Annotated in this window: 10 protein-coding genes; 3 read left to right on the forward strand and 7 right to left on the reverse strand. The window is 45.4% G+C overall.

The annotated features are described in order from the left end of the window. A partial coding sequence (locus VIP81_RS08495) for a sulfatase-like hydrolase/transferase (protein ID WP_331958420.1) occupies window positions 1-1,298 on the reverse strand: 1,298 nt, incomplete at its 3' end. A gap of 391 nt (window positions 1,299-1,689) precedes the next feature. On the opposite strand from VIP81_RS08495, the gene VIP81_RS08500 reads away from it, so the two are divergent. Beyond that, window positions 1,690-2,562, forward strand: coding sequence for a chromate resistance protein ChrB domain-containing protein (locus VIP81_RS08500; RefSeq protein WP_331958423.1), 873 nt, complete (start codon window positions 1,690-1,692; stop codon window positions 2,560-2,562). A 43-nt stretch (window positions 2,563-2,605) separates the two neighbouring features. Here VIP81_RS08500 and VIP81_RS08505 read toward each other — a convergent pair whose 3' ends face one another. The 5 genes from VIP81_RS08505 to VIP81_RS08525 all read right to left on the reverse strand — a co-directional run bounded on the left by VIP81_RS08505 (window position 2,606) and on the right by VIP81_RS08525 (window position 12,768). Next, on the reverse strand, window positions 2,606-3,964 hold the full coding sequence (locus VIP81_RS08505) for a DUF7594 domain-containing protein (RefSeq protein ID WP_331958427.1): 1,359 nt from the start codon (window positions 3,962-3,964) through the stop codon (window positions 2,606-2,608). Between the two features lie 38 nt (window positions 3,965-4,002). Further along, window positions 4,003-6,057: a glycoside hydrolase family 2 protein gene (locus VIP81_RS08510; protein WP_331958430.1), complete on the reverse strand. Its 2,055-nt coding sequence runs from the start codon at window positions 6,055-6,057 to the stop codon at window positions 4,003-4,005. Between the two features lie 84 nt (window positions 6,058-6,141). Further along, on the reverse strand, window positions 6,142-8,220 hold the full coding sequence (locus VIP81_RS08515; protein ID WP_331958433.1) for a DUF7594 domain-containing protein: 2,079 nt from the start codon (window positions 8,218-8,220) through the stop codon (window positions 6,142-6,144). A 50-nt stretch (window positions 8,221-8,270) separates the two neighbouring features. Then, window positions 8,271-9,731, reverse strand: a complete 1,461-nt coding sequence (locus tag VIP81_RS08520; protein ID WP_331958436.1) for a RagB/SusD family nutrient uptake outer membrane protein — start codon at window positions 9,729-9,731, stop codon at window positions 8,271-8,273. A gap of 28 nt (window positions 9,732-9,759) precedes the next feature. Next, on the reverse strand, window positions 9,760-12,768 hold the full coding sequence (locus VIP81_RS08525) for a TonB-dependent receptor (protein ID WP_331958439.1): 3,009 nt from the start codon (window positions 12,766-12,768) through the stop codon (window positions 9,760-9,762). An 11-nt stretch (window positions 12,769-12,779) separates the two neighbouring features. Between VIP81_RS08525 and VIP81_RS08530 the strand changes: the two genes are divergently transcribed. Then, window positions 12,780-13,031, forward strand: a complete 252-nt coding sequence (locus VIP81_RS08530; RefSeq protein WP_331958442.1) for a hypothetical protein — start codon at window positions 12,780-12,782, stop codon at window positions 13,029-13,031. Then, complete coding sequence (locus tag VIP81_RS08535; RefSeq protein WP_331958445.1) at window positions 12,985-17,040, forward strand: two-component regulator propeller domain-containing protein; 4,056 nt, start codon at window positions 12,985-12,987, stop codon at window positions 17,038-17,040. Before VIP81_RS08530 ends, VIP81_RS08535 begins: the two co-directional genes overlap by 47 nt. 265 nt (window positions 17,041-17,305) lie before the next feature. On the opposite strand, the gene VIP81_RS08540 is transcribed toward VIP81_RS08535, so the two are convergent. Then, the coding region (locus tag VIP81_RS08540; RefSeq protein ID WP_331958448.1) for a hypothetical protein at window positions 17,306-17,488 on the reverse strand (183 nt) is incomplete at its 5' end.

Genomic DNA, 17,488 nt, shown 5'->3' on the forward strand with positions numbered 1-17,488 from the left:
TAGTGATTGTAGGTATCCGGACCGCCCAGGGTATTTAGATACTTCATGTTTTCACTTAACTCATCGGGATAGCCGTTGAAAAATTTATTCTCATTTACAGAACCACTGGGACTACCTTCACCGGAAGCGCCATTGTCAGCACAATAGAAGATCACCGTATTATCAAACTGCCCGGATTCTTTTAAATAATCGACGATCCTGCCGATCTGTGCATCGGTATATTCGGAAAATCCCGCATACACTTCCGCCATATGCGCAAATAATTTCTTTTCGTCTGCATTCAATGTATTCCATGGGCGCACCATATCTGCCGGATTGGCCACATTTTCCGGCAGCGGGTTAATAGGCGTCAGCTTTGTATCCTTCGGCAAAATACCTTTTGCCTTCATACGCTCTAATACCCATCCACGATAAGCTTCATAGCCTTCGTCAAATTTGCCTTTGTATTTAGCAATATAATCTGCCGGTGCATGATGAGGTGCGTGATTAGCCCCTGGATTAAACCACAAAAACCAGGGTTTGGAAGGATTGCTGGCTTTCTGATCACGGATCATTTTTACAGCCTGGTCAGTAAGGTCTTTTGATAAATGATAACCTTGTTCAGGACTATAAGGAGGGTCGATAAAACGATTATCTTCTGTTAAGTCAGGATACCATTGATTTGTTTCACCTCCCAAAAAACCATAGAAGCGATCAAAGCCCATTTGTAATGGCCAGTATGAGCGGCCAGCACCAGAGGCGATGTCCTGTTCCGGCACGTTATGGTCTTTACCGATCCAAAATGTGCTCCATCCGTTATCACGCATAATATCGGCCATGGTGGCACATTCCTGCGGAATTCTTCCACTTGATCCGGGAAAACCATTTGCCCCTTCTGTAATCGAAGCCATTCCATTGAGCGTATGGTTGCGACCTGTCAGAATGGTGGAACGTGTTGGCGAGCATAAAGCACAGGTGTGCCATTGTGTATATGTAAGTCCATTCGCGGCAAGTCCGTCCAGCGTAGGCATGTTGATTGCTCCGCCATATGTGGACCAGGCAGATTGACCGGTATCATCGTACAAAATAATGAGCACGTTGGGCGAGCCCGCTGGTGCGGCTTTGGGAATATAAGGTGCCCAATCTGCCTTGGAATCCCTCACATCAAGCGCTATTTTCCCGTTAAACGCAGGTGCTCCCGAGCTATCACTTCCATTTGCGGTTGTAGTGGTTGATGGCTGGTTACAGCCACTCATGGCGCCCAACCCAACCAACAGTAACAATGCCACCATACGTGGCTTGAACTTGTTTTTCTTCATAATTGCAAATTGTGGATGGAAATTGTAGATGGAAAAGATGTGTATTGTTAAGCAGCATCATTAGGATATCACAGCCTGTTGTTGATCGCTTCCGCAAAAGCAATGGAAGAGTGCCTCAAAATTTTATCCTTGATGCAACATGTTTATTATCAATAAATTAAAACAAGTCCATACCTTGAATGAAGTATGCTGTAGATGTTTATGCAGGAAATGGGAAGATGAACTACCTACCTAACAAACAAAGTTTCTAGCTTTTTGTTTACTGGCTATTTCCACGTTATCCATACATATTTTTAATAATTCAATAAGGTTGACGTCCCCCCATTGCCAGTTATTTCATAATAAATTCAAATAACCAGATTAACTTTCGGAGTTAGAATTCAATTTGTTTATGAAATGGATTACCCGTGAACGACCAAAGATTGATCGGATAGCTTGTCCCTGGCTAATTAAACGTTTTATTGATCCGGAAGCGGAAATTATTTATGTTCCCTTCCCTGAGGTAATAAGCGTGGCTGAAAAGATACATGCCGTGCCCTTTGACATCCCCGGTGTAGAATATACGCACTATAAGGGCCAATGTACGTTTGACTATTTCCTCCAGAAACATGCGCTGTCTGATCCTGCACTTGATCGTATCGCCGCTATTGTAAGAGGGGCCGATACGGATCATCATGAATTTGCCCCACAAGCCGCTGGCCTGGAAGCCATATTTTCCGGGTTGGTCTATAATATTAAAGATGACCAGGAACTGCTCAATGTTGGTGTAGTTATTTATGATGGACTATACAGCTGGGCCACGCATTTATATCACCTTAAACATACCCAGGCAGGACCAGCAGAACAAATGCTGCTGGAATTATTCAACAAATATGTCCATAAAAACGGAAAGCAAAAGACACCTGATTGGGTAAAAGAACTGAAAGCACTTATACAGGATCAGATTGACACGAACCTGAGTCTTACGCTGAAGGATTTATCGAAAGACCTGGATATAAATCCATCCTATGTATCCAGGGAGTTTGCCCGGCACTTTGACAATCTTTCCTATGGAGACTACATCCGGAAACTAAGAATTGAACGCGCTATTGAACTATTAAAATCGTCTGCCTATTCACTCACGGAGATCGCCTATCTCACAGGGTTCTCTGATCAAAGCCATTTCACCAGGATTTTTAAGCAACAAACCGGCAAAACGCCCTCCGGGTATAAAAAAAATCTATTCAAAAGTAAAAACGATACCAGTGACCCATTAAATTTATAGCGCCAAACAAAAATGTTTGACGCTATAAATACACCATTGATGCTTATGGTTGATATACTCGTACATAATCATACACTACACTATCCGGGTAAGTCCCCAATGAAGGGGTACCGCCAAATCCGGTAAGCTCTGTACTTAAAATCATAAACTCGGTACGTTGGGACAAGCCAAAAGTTGTTTCCCAGGTTTTATAACCATCTATATAAAATTTGTAGGTAGAATCTGTCCACAACAACCCAAAAGTATGATAGCCCGTATCAATAGTGGCCACCGGAATTTGTACACCTTGCGACTGATGCGCAGTACCATAACCATTGATATGAATCGTTTGCCAGATTTGTCCAGGTGTGAGGCGGTGATATTCAAAAATATCCACCTCTGCACCATTCACTGCCGGGTTGTTATAAGGTGTATTTCCCATGGTGGGCGACTGTAACCAGAAGGCAATGTGCGGCCCGATGTATTTATTCATTTTAGCCCGGCATTCATAATAACCATATTGTGGATTGTACTTGCCGTCGGTGCTTACCTGGCCAACATAATAAGTACTTCCTTCTTTTGTAACCCGGATTACCATGTTGCCATTGCCATCCAAAGCCACTGTTCTGGCGCCATCCACCGTTGCATATCCTCTAACGCTTCCATTCGAACGATAGCTCCACTTGCTGGTATCCATGGTAGTTCCGGTAAATTCATCGTTCCACACCTGGTGATAGGTAGCCAGAATTTTTTGTACATCGGTAGAATCACTGGCCGTTTCAATGATAGCCAGTGCTGGTCTGTTTGCCGCAGTGGCTTCTCTGGAAGCAATGTTTAAATCGCCGGTGGCATCAAATGATCCGTTGTTCAATAACAGGAAAGATACCTTACGATTAGTGCCAGACAGCGTAGCGTTAACCTTACTGGTTACATCAATGGCATACCAGCCCACCCCGTTTACTGTCAGTTTACCTATATATGCGGTATCCATCGGCGCATTGTTCCAGGTAATATTGCCTTCCGCCCAGGATGTAGTGGTGGTGGCATACACATTGATAGTCCGCGAAGGCGAGGTGTTTACGTGGCTTACATATAAATTAAGTATGGCACTGCTGACACTGGATCCGGTGATGGAGGCAATATCAAATTTCAGATACGATTTCCTGTTGTAGGAGGTCGCATCTGATTTTACTACCAGGTCTGTACTGGTGCCATAATTCGTAGTGGCATACGTTCCATTTCTCACATAAGCATCTTCCACAGATGTAAAATTAACCGTACTTGCTGTCAACAAATTTGCACTGACAGCGGATTTTGGCTTAGCATTGATGGCTTCCAGTTTCATGTCTCGCTGACAACTGAAAAATGCCACTGCCACTATAGCGGGAGCAGCTGAAAACAATAGGATTTTCATTTTTTTCATTCTGTTTGGGTTTTAAGATATTAAGCAAAAATGATCATTCACTTACTGCTACTATGTCCGAATATCCAGATACAACTGTCCCGCAATATAATACCATTGCCTGCAGTCTTTACAGCGATCGTATTTTTTCCTTCCTGCAGCGTTACATCTGCCCAAACTACCCTTCCCAGCGAGTCTGGGCTGGCAGTACCCCTATTTCTATCATTTATATACAGGGTGGCATTCGCCATATTCGTATAGGCCTTTACGCTAGTAACTGCTGAGGCGCGCTGAGAAAAACGTTTTCCCGTTAAATATAACATTGGTTCGGCACTCCAGTTAGCTTTATAGAAATAAAATGCGTCTTTTTTAGTGGTACGATCATAGCTGACAAGTCCTTTGTCGTTGAGTCCATTTATATTCCCCTCTGTTCTGATAGCCGAGCTGAAATCTGCCAGTGCCCAAACAAATTTTCCCCATACAAAAGGCCTTGCATTCAATTCCTCCCAATTCGCCTCGTGATAAGCCGTTTGCCATTCTTCCGGATGGAAATTACCGTCAGCAGCAGGGGCGTTCATTGTTTCCTGGTGTTGCAAAACATTGGCGCCGGCGCCATATTCACTGACAGCGATCGGCTTTCGTGGAAATTGTTTGTGCATATCGTCTGCCCATGTACCAATATCCTTAAATCGTCCTCCATACCAGCCATAGTATTTATTCCAGGCAATCACGTCGCTAACGGTATTGAAATAATCAGTGTCAAGGAATGTAGCGCAGGTAATGATCCTGGAAGAATCTTCTTTTTTTGCGAGCGCCTGAAGTCCGGTTAAAAATTCCCGCGGGTCATCATAATCCAGCTTCAACTCATTAAACAGACCCCAGAAGATAATGGAGGGATGATTATATTGCTGCCGGATCATTTCTCTAAGTATTTGCTGCGCATGTGCCTTCAGTTCAGGAGAATTGATAAAGCCGGTACCGGTATAACCACCCGGCCCTACCAGGGGGATTTCCGTCCACACCACGATGCCACTGGTATCTGCCAATTGATAAAAATAATTTCCATGCGGATAATGCGTCAGGCGCACGGCTGTTGCTCCCGACTCCAGTATGAGTGCCATATCTTTCTGATGGTCTGCCTTCAACAGTGCAGAACCACGATCTTTCACATCTTCATGCAAACCGAAACCATGCAAATCGAGGTGTTGTCCATTGAGTACAAAACCTGTTTGTGCATCCACGCTGAAAGTGCGTACACCTAAGGGTTGCGTTACCTCATCGATCAGTTGATGATCCTGAAACAGCTGTACCGTTACCTGGTAAAGATAGGGATCACGTCTGCCATTCCAAAGATGCGGCTTTTTGATATCGAATGGTTGAAGTAATGCTTCATCGCTGGCGCCAATGATCGTTTGCTGACTCCCTACTATTTGCTGTGCTGCATCTTTAATAATTGTCCGGGCCTCCATTTGATGCCCTTTGAGCGGCAGCGAAAGTTTGGTTAATACCTCAATCCCTGCCTGATAAGTGTTCACGCTGGTTGGCGTGATATATACACCCGGTGAGGCAAAATCCAGCGGGGTAATACAATTTTTATTGGTCACTATCAGCCATACAGAACGATGCAGGCCACCGAACACATTGAAATCACCTGTCAGTGGCAATACATCCATTCTGGCCGCATTGCTTACCTGTACGGTAATTGCATTGTTTGTATCCGCGTTGATATAAGAAGTAATTTCTGCACAGAAGGCCGTATAACCGCCTTTATGCTCCGTAACGAATTTATTGTTCACCAATACATCCGCTACAGCATTGGCGCCTTCAAAATACAGAAATACTCTTTTGTCTTTCCACGCCGGATCATAGGCAAGTTGGCGGTTATAAATACCAGCGCCCCTGTAGTAATGCAACTGACCATTCAGCACATCCGTGGCGTTCCAGGTATGTGGAAGCGTAACAGGTTGTGGTGCAATATTTTTTCGGATATCATAGGAAAAATGAAAATTCCACCCGCTGTCCAGATTCAGGATAGTGCGGGGCATGCCGGCAACGGCGTGGCAAAATAGCGTGATGAAACAAGTGGCTAACGTGATGAGCAATTTCCTTTTCATTATGTTTTGCTGGGCTAAAGGTCCGGATTGAGTGTGTGGGAAAAATGTTTGCCTGCGCCGTAAGACGCAGGCAAACATGGCTGATTAATACTGCAGCTGAAGAACAGGTTTATTAGTACTGGCTTCTTTGCTGTTGAACGACATAAATCCGGCCGAGTTAAATGCGCCGGTATTGAGCAGCAACAGCGACACGGTTTTACTGCCACTCAGCAGCTCTCTGTTGACAGCATTGGTTACATCTATACTGTAAGTTCCTACGGCGCCGAATGTCACCTTCCCAACCAGGGTAGTATCCATAGGCGCATTATTCCAGGTAAGGGTGGTTTCCGCCCAGGTTTTATTGGCCGTACTATATACGTTCACGTTATTGCTAACGGCGCCGCCTCCGTAAATGGTAAGCGTAGCCTTACTTACATTGCGGGTGCCTACTGCTGTAAAATTGAATTTCAGGTAAGATTTGCGTGCATAGGAAGTGGCATCTGCTTTCACAGCCAGGAGCGTATCCGTTTTATAATTAGTGCCGGCATAACTGCCATCACGTACATAGCCATCATCCAGTGAGCTGCCTGCCTGCGAAACAATGGCATGTTGAAATGCGCCTACATCAGGATTACTGGTAGGTAAGGCGTTGCCGGCGAAATCCACTCCACCATTACTACTGATCACTGTACCACCATTACGACAACGGGAAGTATCTGCCACATCATAACCTGCCGCAACACTAAAGCCATTTCCGGTAGCCGGATTTATAAAAGCAGGATTATTGTAGAAGTTGTTGCTGAAGACAGCAGTACCCCAGTTGGCAGCAGAAAAAATGCCGGAAGGATACAGGCAGTTATTGTAAAATTTCATACCCGTACCCATAGTAACATTTGACACATTCCCGATGGTGGACGTAGTATAAATGATGTTGTTGGAGAACGTAGCCACCGCTGCGCCGGAGCCATTATAAACAGCCAGCAGACTGTTGGCCGGGTGTTTTATATAGAAGATATTATTGTAGATCTGACGGTTGTTGTTGGTCGTTTTTTCAAACCAGAAGAGTTTTTTTATTTGCGTGCCAGCAGTACCAATATCGTTTACGCTTACATTGTACCGTACGGTGATATTGTTGGAGTATCCCATAAACAGCATGAATCCACCATTATTATCATGGGTATAGTTATACTCAAAAATATCTCCATCGGTGGCCGTGGCGGTAGTATAGCCATCCGCATCAAATGGTTCTCCGTCGTTGGCACCACCGCCGGTCATGCCATACACTTCATTATGCGACACGATTGTGCCGGTACTGGCAATGGTCCAGATGCCGGCAAAGTTGGCATCCATCGTCATGCAGGCGTTGTACACCGTATTATTCGTGACTTTACTGCCGCTGCTCACAGACGACATGACGATACCATCTCCATAAATATTTTCAATAAGATTATTATCGAAAATGATGTTCTTCAACCTGCTGGCCATATCTGTAGCACCGGTAGTGCGAATACCTTCTACCGAACAATTAGCTACGTGACAGCTTTGTACAAGTACATCACTTAGTTTTCCGTTGATGATGATTCCGCCGGTAGCTTTACTATAATTGGTTTGATTCACCGTAGCGCCATTTACGTTGTGAACGTAACAGTTGCTGATCGTGATATTGGTATTAAATGGTTCTGCCGTACTGCCTCCCCCATTCACCCGAATGCCGGTGGCTGCATAGATAGTACCTGTTGGTACGGTGTTGGTAATTTCAAGATTACTCACGGTCCAATAGGACACTTTATCCAGTAATAAGGTGTTCGTTCCGTTCTGCATACCACCACCATTAATTACCGGCAGCGTCGTACCATTATATTTATCGATGGTGATAGGAGCGCCTGCACTGCCGGAGCCTTTGGGGTGAAGCGTATCGTTCCATACCCCGCCGCTTTTAAACAGGATCTGGTCACCGGGCGCAAAGGTGATGGTGTTCACTTTGGCGATTGTTTTCCAGGCAGCAGTCGTGCTGGTACCGGCATTAGTGTCGTTACCAGCGGGATCTACATAGTAAATGGTGCCCAGGGTAGTTGCCGTCATCAAGCCGGCTTTCCCCTGTGACAGTTTTTGCAGCTGCTCTTTTTTTGCACATGCAACGAGACAGATGCAGCTCACTGAAATGATAGATATTGTCTTTCTCATTTTTTAATAATTATAGGGTAAGAAAAGGCATAAAATGTCATTGTTCACTGTTATAGTCCACTGTTAATCTGTTTATCGGCATAAGGTACAGGCATCCAATATCTCTCTTTGGTAACCGGGTTGATGAGTTTTAAATCATCCGTTGCTTTATTGGCATTGGCAGCTTCCACCAGTTCCAGGCGTTGCAGGTCGAACCAACGGGTATATTCTCCTGCAAACTCCCAGGAACGTTCTGCTACCACTGCATCGGCAAAAGCACTTCCTGATAATCCGGCCGGAAGATCCAGCAGCCCTGCACGTTTGCGGATGCGGTTTACGGCCGTATAGGCATCTGCGTTAGGCGTACCTGTGGAGCGTGCCTGCGCCTCGGCATAGGTGAGCAACACCTGTGCGTAACGCAGCAGCTTTACAGAAAGATCGGTGCCGGAAGTCAGAAAACCGGGTGTAGGCATGTTCACCCGAAACTTATTGTAGTAGGGATGTTTGGTTTGGCCATTCTGCCAGTTAACACTTCCTGCGGAAGTTTTAAAAACCGTATAAAAAGTCACGTCTTTTCTTCTGCCTGCCGGGAAGTTATTGAAGAAGGTAACTTCACAGAAGTAGTCATCCCAGCCGGATTCATCTCCCGGCATGCAAGACTTACCATACAGGGTGCTGGGGTTTCCGCAACTGCTGCAGAATTGAAACGTCAGCACATCTTCCGGCGTATTATTGCTGCTCGTGGTGCCTGTCCATAAACTGCCAAAATCGTCTACCAGGTCAAAACCATAAGTGGCTTTATTGTCCATGACTTCTTTTGCTTTAGCAGCGGCCAGCGCATATTTGGAAGCATCCTTCATTGGATATCCTCCTTCCGTCAGATATACTTCTGCCAATAATGCTTTGGCCGTACCTGCGCTGACTCTTCCTGCGGCCGGCTTGGTATTACCCATCATCACCTCCGCTTTTTTCAGATCCGATTCTATCAGTGCATAAATGTCTGCCGGTTTACTTTTTTGAATGGTCAGTAAGTCAGGACTGTATTTGGAAGTAGTGATCAATGGAATATTCCCCCACAACCGCACCAGCCAGAAATAAGAAAAGGCCCTTAAAAAATAGGCTTCCCCTCCTATTTGTTTGATGTTGGCGGTAGTGCCCACCTTTTCATAATTGTCAATGATGTTATTGGCATTTTGTATCGCCTTATAGCAACCGAGCCAGATAACATTTATCCTGCTGTTGGTGGCGTTGACGGCAAACTGGTCCATCTCCCTAAGTTCCTGTTTATTGCTGGCAGGATGGGTAGTGAGATCATCGGAGCCCATTAAAACAGCATCCAGTGCTGCCGTGGCAAAACCAGATGTATAGCCGTTCTTCAATGGTTGATATACACCTGCCAATGCTGTTTGCAGCCCTTCTATGGTGCTTAACGCGTCATCGCCCACCAGCTGGCCATTAGGATTTTCATTTAGTTCTTTATTGCAGGCTGCTGTCAGCGAAGCCAGTAATAGGATGCAGAATATCTTTTTCATTTTCATGTTTTTTTTGGGACAGTTGCTATTAGAATCCAATTTTCACGCCGCCGGTAATTGTTTTTGCATTGGGATAGGAACCATAGTCAATGCTTTGGTTAACATCACTCCCCGCCCCCGTTGCAACACTGTTGGTTTCCGGATCAAAACCTTTGTATTTGGTAATGGTAATGAAGTTTACAGCACGGAGATATACCGTAATCCTTGCCTGTTTCACCAATGATGGTGGCAGCTCGTAACTGAGACTGATGTTCTTAAACCGGATGAACGTGCCATCTTCCAGGAACCGCGTGGTTACTGTATAGTTCTTATTGGTTTTGCTGAATGCCGGTATATCGGAAGTTTCATTCTGTTTAGGGATATACCTGTTTTTGATATCGGCAATGGTCGCCTGCCGCATATCTGAGTTAGCAGTAATACCTGCCGCATAGGTGTAATCGAGTTTATCATATCCTCCCAGCGACTGCACAAATATATTCAGCGTAAATCCTTTCCAGTTAAAGGTATTATTCCAGCCCCATGAATATCGGGGAAGCCCATGACCGATCATATGGAAATCACTTCCGTCTATGATTTTGTTACCATCCACGTCCAGGTATTTTGCGTCTCCCGGTGCGTTGCCATAAGCTGCTGCCGCTGCCGCTTCTGCGGGTTTCCAGGTGCCAAGATAGCTGAGTCCCCAATAGGTGCCCAGTGGCTGGCCGGGAATGATCATAAACTCTGGTTGCGGCGACAGTCCGGAGCCTACATTCGTGCCGGAAGGAATATTTTTATCTGAATACAGTGATACTACTTTGTTGCGCAGGAAAGAAATATTGAAGGCACTGTTCCATGTCAACGCAGCGCTGCGTATAATATCGCCGGATACGGCCAGTTCAATTCCTTTGTTATTTACTTTCCCTACGTTGGACAGCACACTGCCTCCACCCATATAATTGGGGATAGGTACGGAGAGCAAAAGGTTGCTGGTATTTTTATTATAGTAATCGGCAGTGATAGAAAGACGGTTGTCAAACATATCCGCATCCAGGCCGATATCCCATTGCCGCGTAGTTTCCCATTTCAGGGCCGGGTTTCCCGGATTGCCTAAAATGATACCGGGCGTTACGCTGCCGGGTATTAAAGTGGTGCTTACGTTTTGGTAGGGTGTAAGTGTTTGATACGGGTTGATGGCCTGGTTGCCTGTTATCCCGTACCCAGTACGGATTTTGAGATTATTGAGAAAATGGGCATTTTTCATAAAATCCATTTCGCTCAACTTCCAGGCAATACCAACAGATGGAAAGGTGCTGTATTGGTTGCCGTTCTGAAACTTGGAAGAGCCATCTCTCCTTACGCCTGCAGTTACATAATAGCGGCCTTCATAATCGTAGTTTACTCTTCCCAGGAATGATAATAGTTTATAGTCGGTATAACTTGTACCCACACCATACGTTTGCGCCAGCGACAGATTATAATATTCCAGGCCGGGATAGGTTAAACTATTGGCATTGGCATTAAAGCCTCTGGAAGTGAAGGACTGATATTCCATAACGCCGGTAACCGTGAGCTGGTGCGCATTATTAAACAGATGACTATAGGTGAGGTTGTTGGTGCTTTGAATGCCGATATTCTCGCTGGAGCCGCGGCTGGAATTGGCTTGTCTGGATGTATTAATAGTCGGGCCGGTATATCCCAGTGACTGTACATTACTATAATTCACCGCGCCGGTTACATCCAGTGTAAGGCCGGGAACAAATTCATATTTAAGACCGGCAATGGTAGCAAAGTTTGAGTTATGGGTAATTCTTCGCTGATCCATGGCCAGTGCTAACGGGTTAAATGAAATGGAACCTACCGGATCATTTAACGTAAAATTGCCCATGCTGTCCCTTACCGGTACCGTAGGCGCCCAGGCAATGGCTTGCGTAACCGGTGCGTCTCTTCCGGTGATGCCGGTGTTGCGGGTTTCGTTTCTAACGGCATAGGCATTTAAGTGTAGCGACAATTTTTTGTACAACTGGGAGGTAAGACTTGCCCTTAAGGCATACCTTTTCAGGGAGGAATTGACAATGATACCTTGCTGGTCGAGGAAGTTCCCGCTGGTATAAAAACGGGTTTTATCATTGCCTCCGGAAATATTCAGTTGATATTCCTGGCTGGGTGCTGTTCTGAAAATCTGATCCTGCCAATTGGTGCCACCATTGGTTTTGAAATTAGCGATCTGGCTGTCGGTATAAATAGGGGAAGCGCCGTTGGCAAGTGCGTTCGCGTTGGCAGTAGTAGCAAAATCTGCGGCATTGAGCAGGTCCAGTTTCTTCAATACCTGTGCGCTGGAAAACTGACTCATTAGTTCAACGTTGGTTTTTCCTGCTTTCCCTTTTTTAGTGGTAATGGCAATAACGCCGTTAGCGCCCCTGCTGCCGTATATCGCGGTAGAGGAAGCATCTTTCAGCACATCCATCGTTTCAATGTCGTTTGGGTTCACCGTGGAGGGGTCTGCCCCTACAAAGCCATCGATCACGTATAGCGGGTTGTTGTCGCCTTTGATGGAATTATTCCCCCTGATCCTGACGGACACCTCTCCGCCGGGTGCACCGGCATTGGAGATCACCTGTACTCCGGCGGCGCGTCCCTGGAGGATCTGTTGCACGTTTACGACCGGTTGTTCTTTAAAGTCCTTTGTGGAAACGGAGGAAATGGCCCCGGTCAGGTCTTTCTTTTTCTGTGTTCCGTATCCCACCACGACCACATCTCCTATGTTGGTCACCTTTGAAGCCATCGTAATAGTTAATGGCCGGCCGCTGTTATTTAAGGCCACTTCCTGGCGGTTATACCCCACCGCCGTAAGAATAAGCGTTTCTACCGGCAGGGCATCAATCGAAAAATTACCGGATGCGTCGGTCAGCGCCCCGGTCGTTTTCCCCTTTACCTGGACACTGATACCCGGCACCGGAATACCATTTTCATCTTTTACTGTTCCTGTAACTTTTTTTACCTGTGCCCATAGGCCCAGCGGAAATAGCAGGACGCTAATTAGAAATAGTCGTGAAAACATAACGTTTAGTTTTGGAATTTACTCTGGGCAAGATATCCTTCGAAGGGCGGCAGGATCGGGTAAAATCGGAAATAAAATGGGTGAAAATTGTAAATTCAAATAAAAAACAGGCTTTTTTTCCTATCCTGCAACACGAACGTTATGATCCGATCCAGCAAATTCATTCAATAAAGCATGCTCGTTGCCAAGATGCCAAAATCCAGTATACTGATAGTTTTGTTGCTATCGGTCCTGCACCTGAACGGGCAGCAATTACTTTTTAACCGGCTCACCTCCGAAGAGGGACTGGCTCCTGGTGCTGTGCTCTGCATTGCCCAGGATAGTAATGGCTTTATGTGGTTTGGTACACAAAATGGTTTAAACAGATTCGACTCGCGCCGGTTTAAGCACTATAAAAGTTCCGCCAGTAAGTATCAGGACGTACCCGAAAACTACATCACCCGTTTGCTGGTCGATTCCCGCCACGGCCTTTGGGTGGGTACACGGAATGGGTTGAATAAGTATAATGCCATAACGGACCGGCTTGACTCCATTCCACTAACGGATAAACGAACAGACGCCGGTGTGAGTATCAGTTGTCTTTATGAGGACCGGCAAGGCAATATTTGGGTATGGTCGTCGGCCGGATTGTTCAGACTCGATAACAGGGAGAGGAACAGATTTAAGGCAGTGGCCATCCCCGACTCTGTGGCCGGCATGGCAGACAACAATAGCCTCCGCACCATTTACCAGGACCATACCGGCGCCTATTGGATTGGCTCCTCGCTGGGCCTTACCCAAATGACGTATGAAAATGGCAAAGCCGTATTCAGGTCTTTCCGGCATAACAGCCGCGATGCGGCAAGCCTGAGTGATAACTATGTTACGGTGATTGTTGGCGATAACGCCAACCGCCTCTGGGTGGGTACCCAACAGGGAGGCTTTAACTACTACAACCCCATCAAAAAATCTTTCATACGTTATCAGTCATCTTCCCCCAATGGTTTGGTAAATAATAATATAAGAGATATTAAAACAGACTCCCTTGGCAGGTTGTGGATAGGCACGCAGGGCGGCATCAGCATTTTCAATCCTGACAACGGGAGCTTCCTTAACTATCGGTCAGACCCCAATAATATACAGTCGCTCAGCCACAACTCCGTATACAGCATCTTCCTGGATCAGCATGCCACTGCCTGGATTGGCACCTACTGGGGAGGTGTGAACAGTGTAGCGTTAAACAATACCCCTTTTCATATATACAAGACCGGTAGTTTCCCGCAGGGCATCAATAATAATGTGATCAGCGCTGTTACGGAAGATGCCGCGCACAATTTATGGATAGGTACCGAAGGCGGCGGATTGAATTTTCTCAACAGAACAACGCAGCAGGTGACGATCTATCGGCATATCCCGACAGACAGTACCTCTATAGGGTCGGACCTGGTAAAAGTGATTTATAAAGATACAGATGGCAATTTCTGGATTGGCACCCATGGCGGAGGATTGAATGTATTCAATCCCGGCACAAATAATTTCACCCGCTTTTTTTATAAAGAGAATGATCCGGTTCAGCGCAGTTCGGAAATATTGTCCATGCTGGAAAGTAAAGAAGGCATTTTCTGGATCGGCATGCAAACGGGTTTGCTTGCATTTAAAAGAACAGGCAGATCCCTATCTCATCTCCCCGAAAAAAATCTTACAAAAATTGTGGGAACAAATTCCGTAAAAGCGATGCTGCAAGCTAAAAACGGGGATATATGGGTAGGGACTTCCCGTGATCTTTTTTTGATGCAGAAAAGCGATGGCCTCCTACATCGGTTTTCCATGAAAGATCATCTGCCCAGAAATAATATCAATAGTATCCGGGAAGACCAACAGGGACAGATCTGGATTGGATGCGCCTTTGGTGGTCTGGCACGTTATACACCCGGTAACAGCACTAAAAAATTTGAGGTCTATACAAAAGAAAACGGGCTTCCGGATGATAACATTACCGCCATGCAGGCAGACATGCACCATAACCTGTGGATCAGCACCGGGAACGGTTTATGCAAGCTGGATGTACAACACATGACATTTAAAAATTACAATAAAAGTGATGGTCTGGCCGGTAATATCTTTAATATCAACTCCTGCTTTATTACCAGTAGCGGGGAGATGATGTTTGGCGGATATAATGGAATTACCTTTTTCCATCCGGAAGAAATTAAAGAAAACCTGTATGCACCGCGCACTTTCCTTACCGGGTTGAAGTTATTTGATCATAACATGGCAGTCGATGCCGGGGACGGCATACTAAAGAAAGAAATAAGCCTGGTGAACGACATCTGTTTTACCTATCAGCAAAATGTATTCACGCTCGAATTTGCTTCGCTCAACTATGTACAGCCGGACAAAAACGCTTACGCCTATACGTTGAAAGGCTTCGATAAAAAATGGAATTACGCCACCACGCCGGCGGCTACTTATATGAATCTTCCGCCGGGAGAATATGACTTCATGGCGAAGGGCACCAACAACGATGGCATCTGGGGAGCACCCGTCAGTTTGCATATCACCGTACTCCCTCCTATCTGGAAAACAGGCTGGGCTTATGCCGTATATTGTTTGCTGATGGCGGCTATCGTTTTTTTTGTGATCCGCTTTTTTGTGTTGAGGTCATTGATTCGTCGCGATAAAGAGCTCACGCGGCTGAAGCTGGATTTTTTCACCAACATCTCCCATGAAATGCGTTCCCGATTATCGCTGATCATCGGACCGGCAGAAAAATTATTATTAATCAATAAAGAAGATTACGAAAATACCCGGCAGCTACAGGTTATCAGAAAAAACTCCGAAAGTCTGTTGCACCTGCTGACTGAATTAATGGATTTCAGAAAAGCAGAATCCGGAAATTTGTCGCTGCACATCGCGCATCAGGATATCGTTGCCTTTATGCGGGAGATCTTCTTCACCTTTGAAGACCGGGCTTTATCCATGAACATTCAGTATGAATTTGTGAGTGCTTCGCCGGCCATCACCCTCTTCTTCGACCGGGAGCAACTGGAAAAGGTATTCTATAACCTGCTCTACAATGCATATAAATTCACGCCCTCAGGAGGCCATATCAGCACTACCATTGAAGATAAGGCAGATACGATTATTATCTCTATAAAGGATTCCGGCCGCGGAGTGGCGCCGGAAAATCTGCCCAAATTATTCACCAACTATTTCCAGGAAGATGACCAGGACAGCGACAACAAAGGCTATGGCATAGGTCTGGCGTTGGCAAAGAGTATTATTGAACTGCATGGTGGCACTATTGCAGTAGACAGCACACTTACGGACAAAGGTAATATGACTGTCTTCACGGTCACCTTGAAAAAAGGTAATCGCCATTTTGATCGCGCTGTAAAAATGGATCATCCTATCCTTATTGAAAACAATGACAAGAAGGCTTTCCCATTAACCATCGTATCCGACCTGCTGCCCAAACCGGCAACAGATGCCCCCACCACATCAGAAAAAAAATACACCATTTTACTGATAGAAGACAATGAAGAGATGCTGCTTTTTAACCGGGAGATGCTGGAAAATCATTACAATATTCTCAGCAGCAACAATGGCACCGATGGCTGGAATGTAGCAATAGCAGCAATTCCGGACATTATTGTAAGTGATGTGATGATGCCCGGCATGGATGGATATACGTTATGTCATCAGCTTAAAAGTGATGAAAGGACCAATCATATCCCCGTTATTTTACTAACGGCCATGTCTACCTCTGCGCAGCAGTTAAGCGGCTTACAGAAGGGCGCTGATGTTTATCTTACCAAGCCATACAGCATTCATATGCTGGTACTACACATCGGCAATCTGTTAAGTTTGCGCGAAAAAATACATGCCCGCTTAGCGAAGCAATTAGCACTTCCGCTTAACAATACCCTCACCGCTCCTGTCTTTACCAACGAAGAGGAAACCGCTGTAGTCCAGGATCCGTTTCTGATCCGGGTAATTGACATCATCGAAGAAAATATGGACGCGCCAGGTTTCAGTGTAGATGTGATTTCCCGCAAGCTGGCTATGAGCAAGCCTATTCTTTATAAAAAATTGCACATGCTCACGGGGCTTACTGTCAATGATTTTATCAAAGCCATACGCATGAAAAAAGCAGTCAGCTACCTGGAGGAGGCGGCGTTTAATATCAGTGAAGTAGCGTATAAGGTGGGGTATAGTGATCCAAAATATTTCAGCCGGGAGTTTAAAAAGCATTTCGGAAAGGCGCCGAGGGAGTGGAAACGGAAAGAATAGGTTAAGTAGTCTCTTCAACTAATCGCCTACCTAAGCCATAACGTTTGCCCCTATGCGTTGGAATAATTGGATTACGAGCCAGTACAGCCATATAGAAATAATAAGAAGAATTTCATAGCAGTATAAAACGATCAATGTGTCCCCCTCGGAATAAGGGGTAGGCAGCACATGATTTATAATATTAAACGACCTCCAAATTGTCCTGCGATATAACGAGATAGTAACCGTATAGTATTGTTTTCATGAATAATGCTATACGGTTTGTTTATAGTTTCAATGCAAGACTGTCTCCGTTAAATGTCAACTCCCGCAAATATTTATATTCCCCATTTTGCTGCTGTAAAACGCATTGCTCCCAAAAGCGATCATCATCCAGCGTGCAGGAAGAATTAAGGTAACTACAATCACCCCAATAGGTAACCGCCTTCAACTGACTAATAACGCATTC

Source organism: Chitinophaga sp., from assembly GCF_036566945.1.
Taxonomy (GTDB): domain Bacteria; phylum Bacteroidota; class Bacteroidia; order Chitinophagales; family Chitinophagaceae; genus Chitinophaga.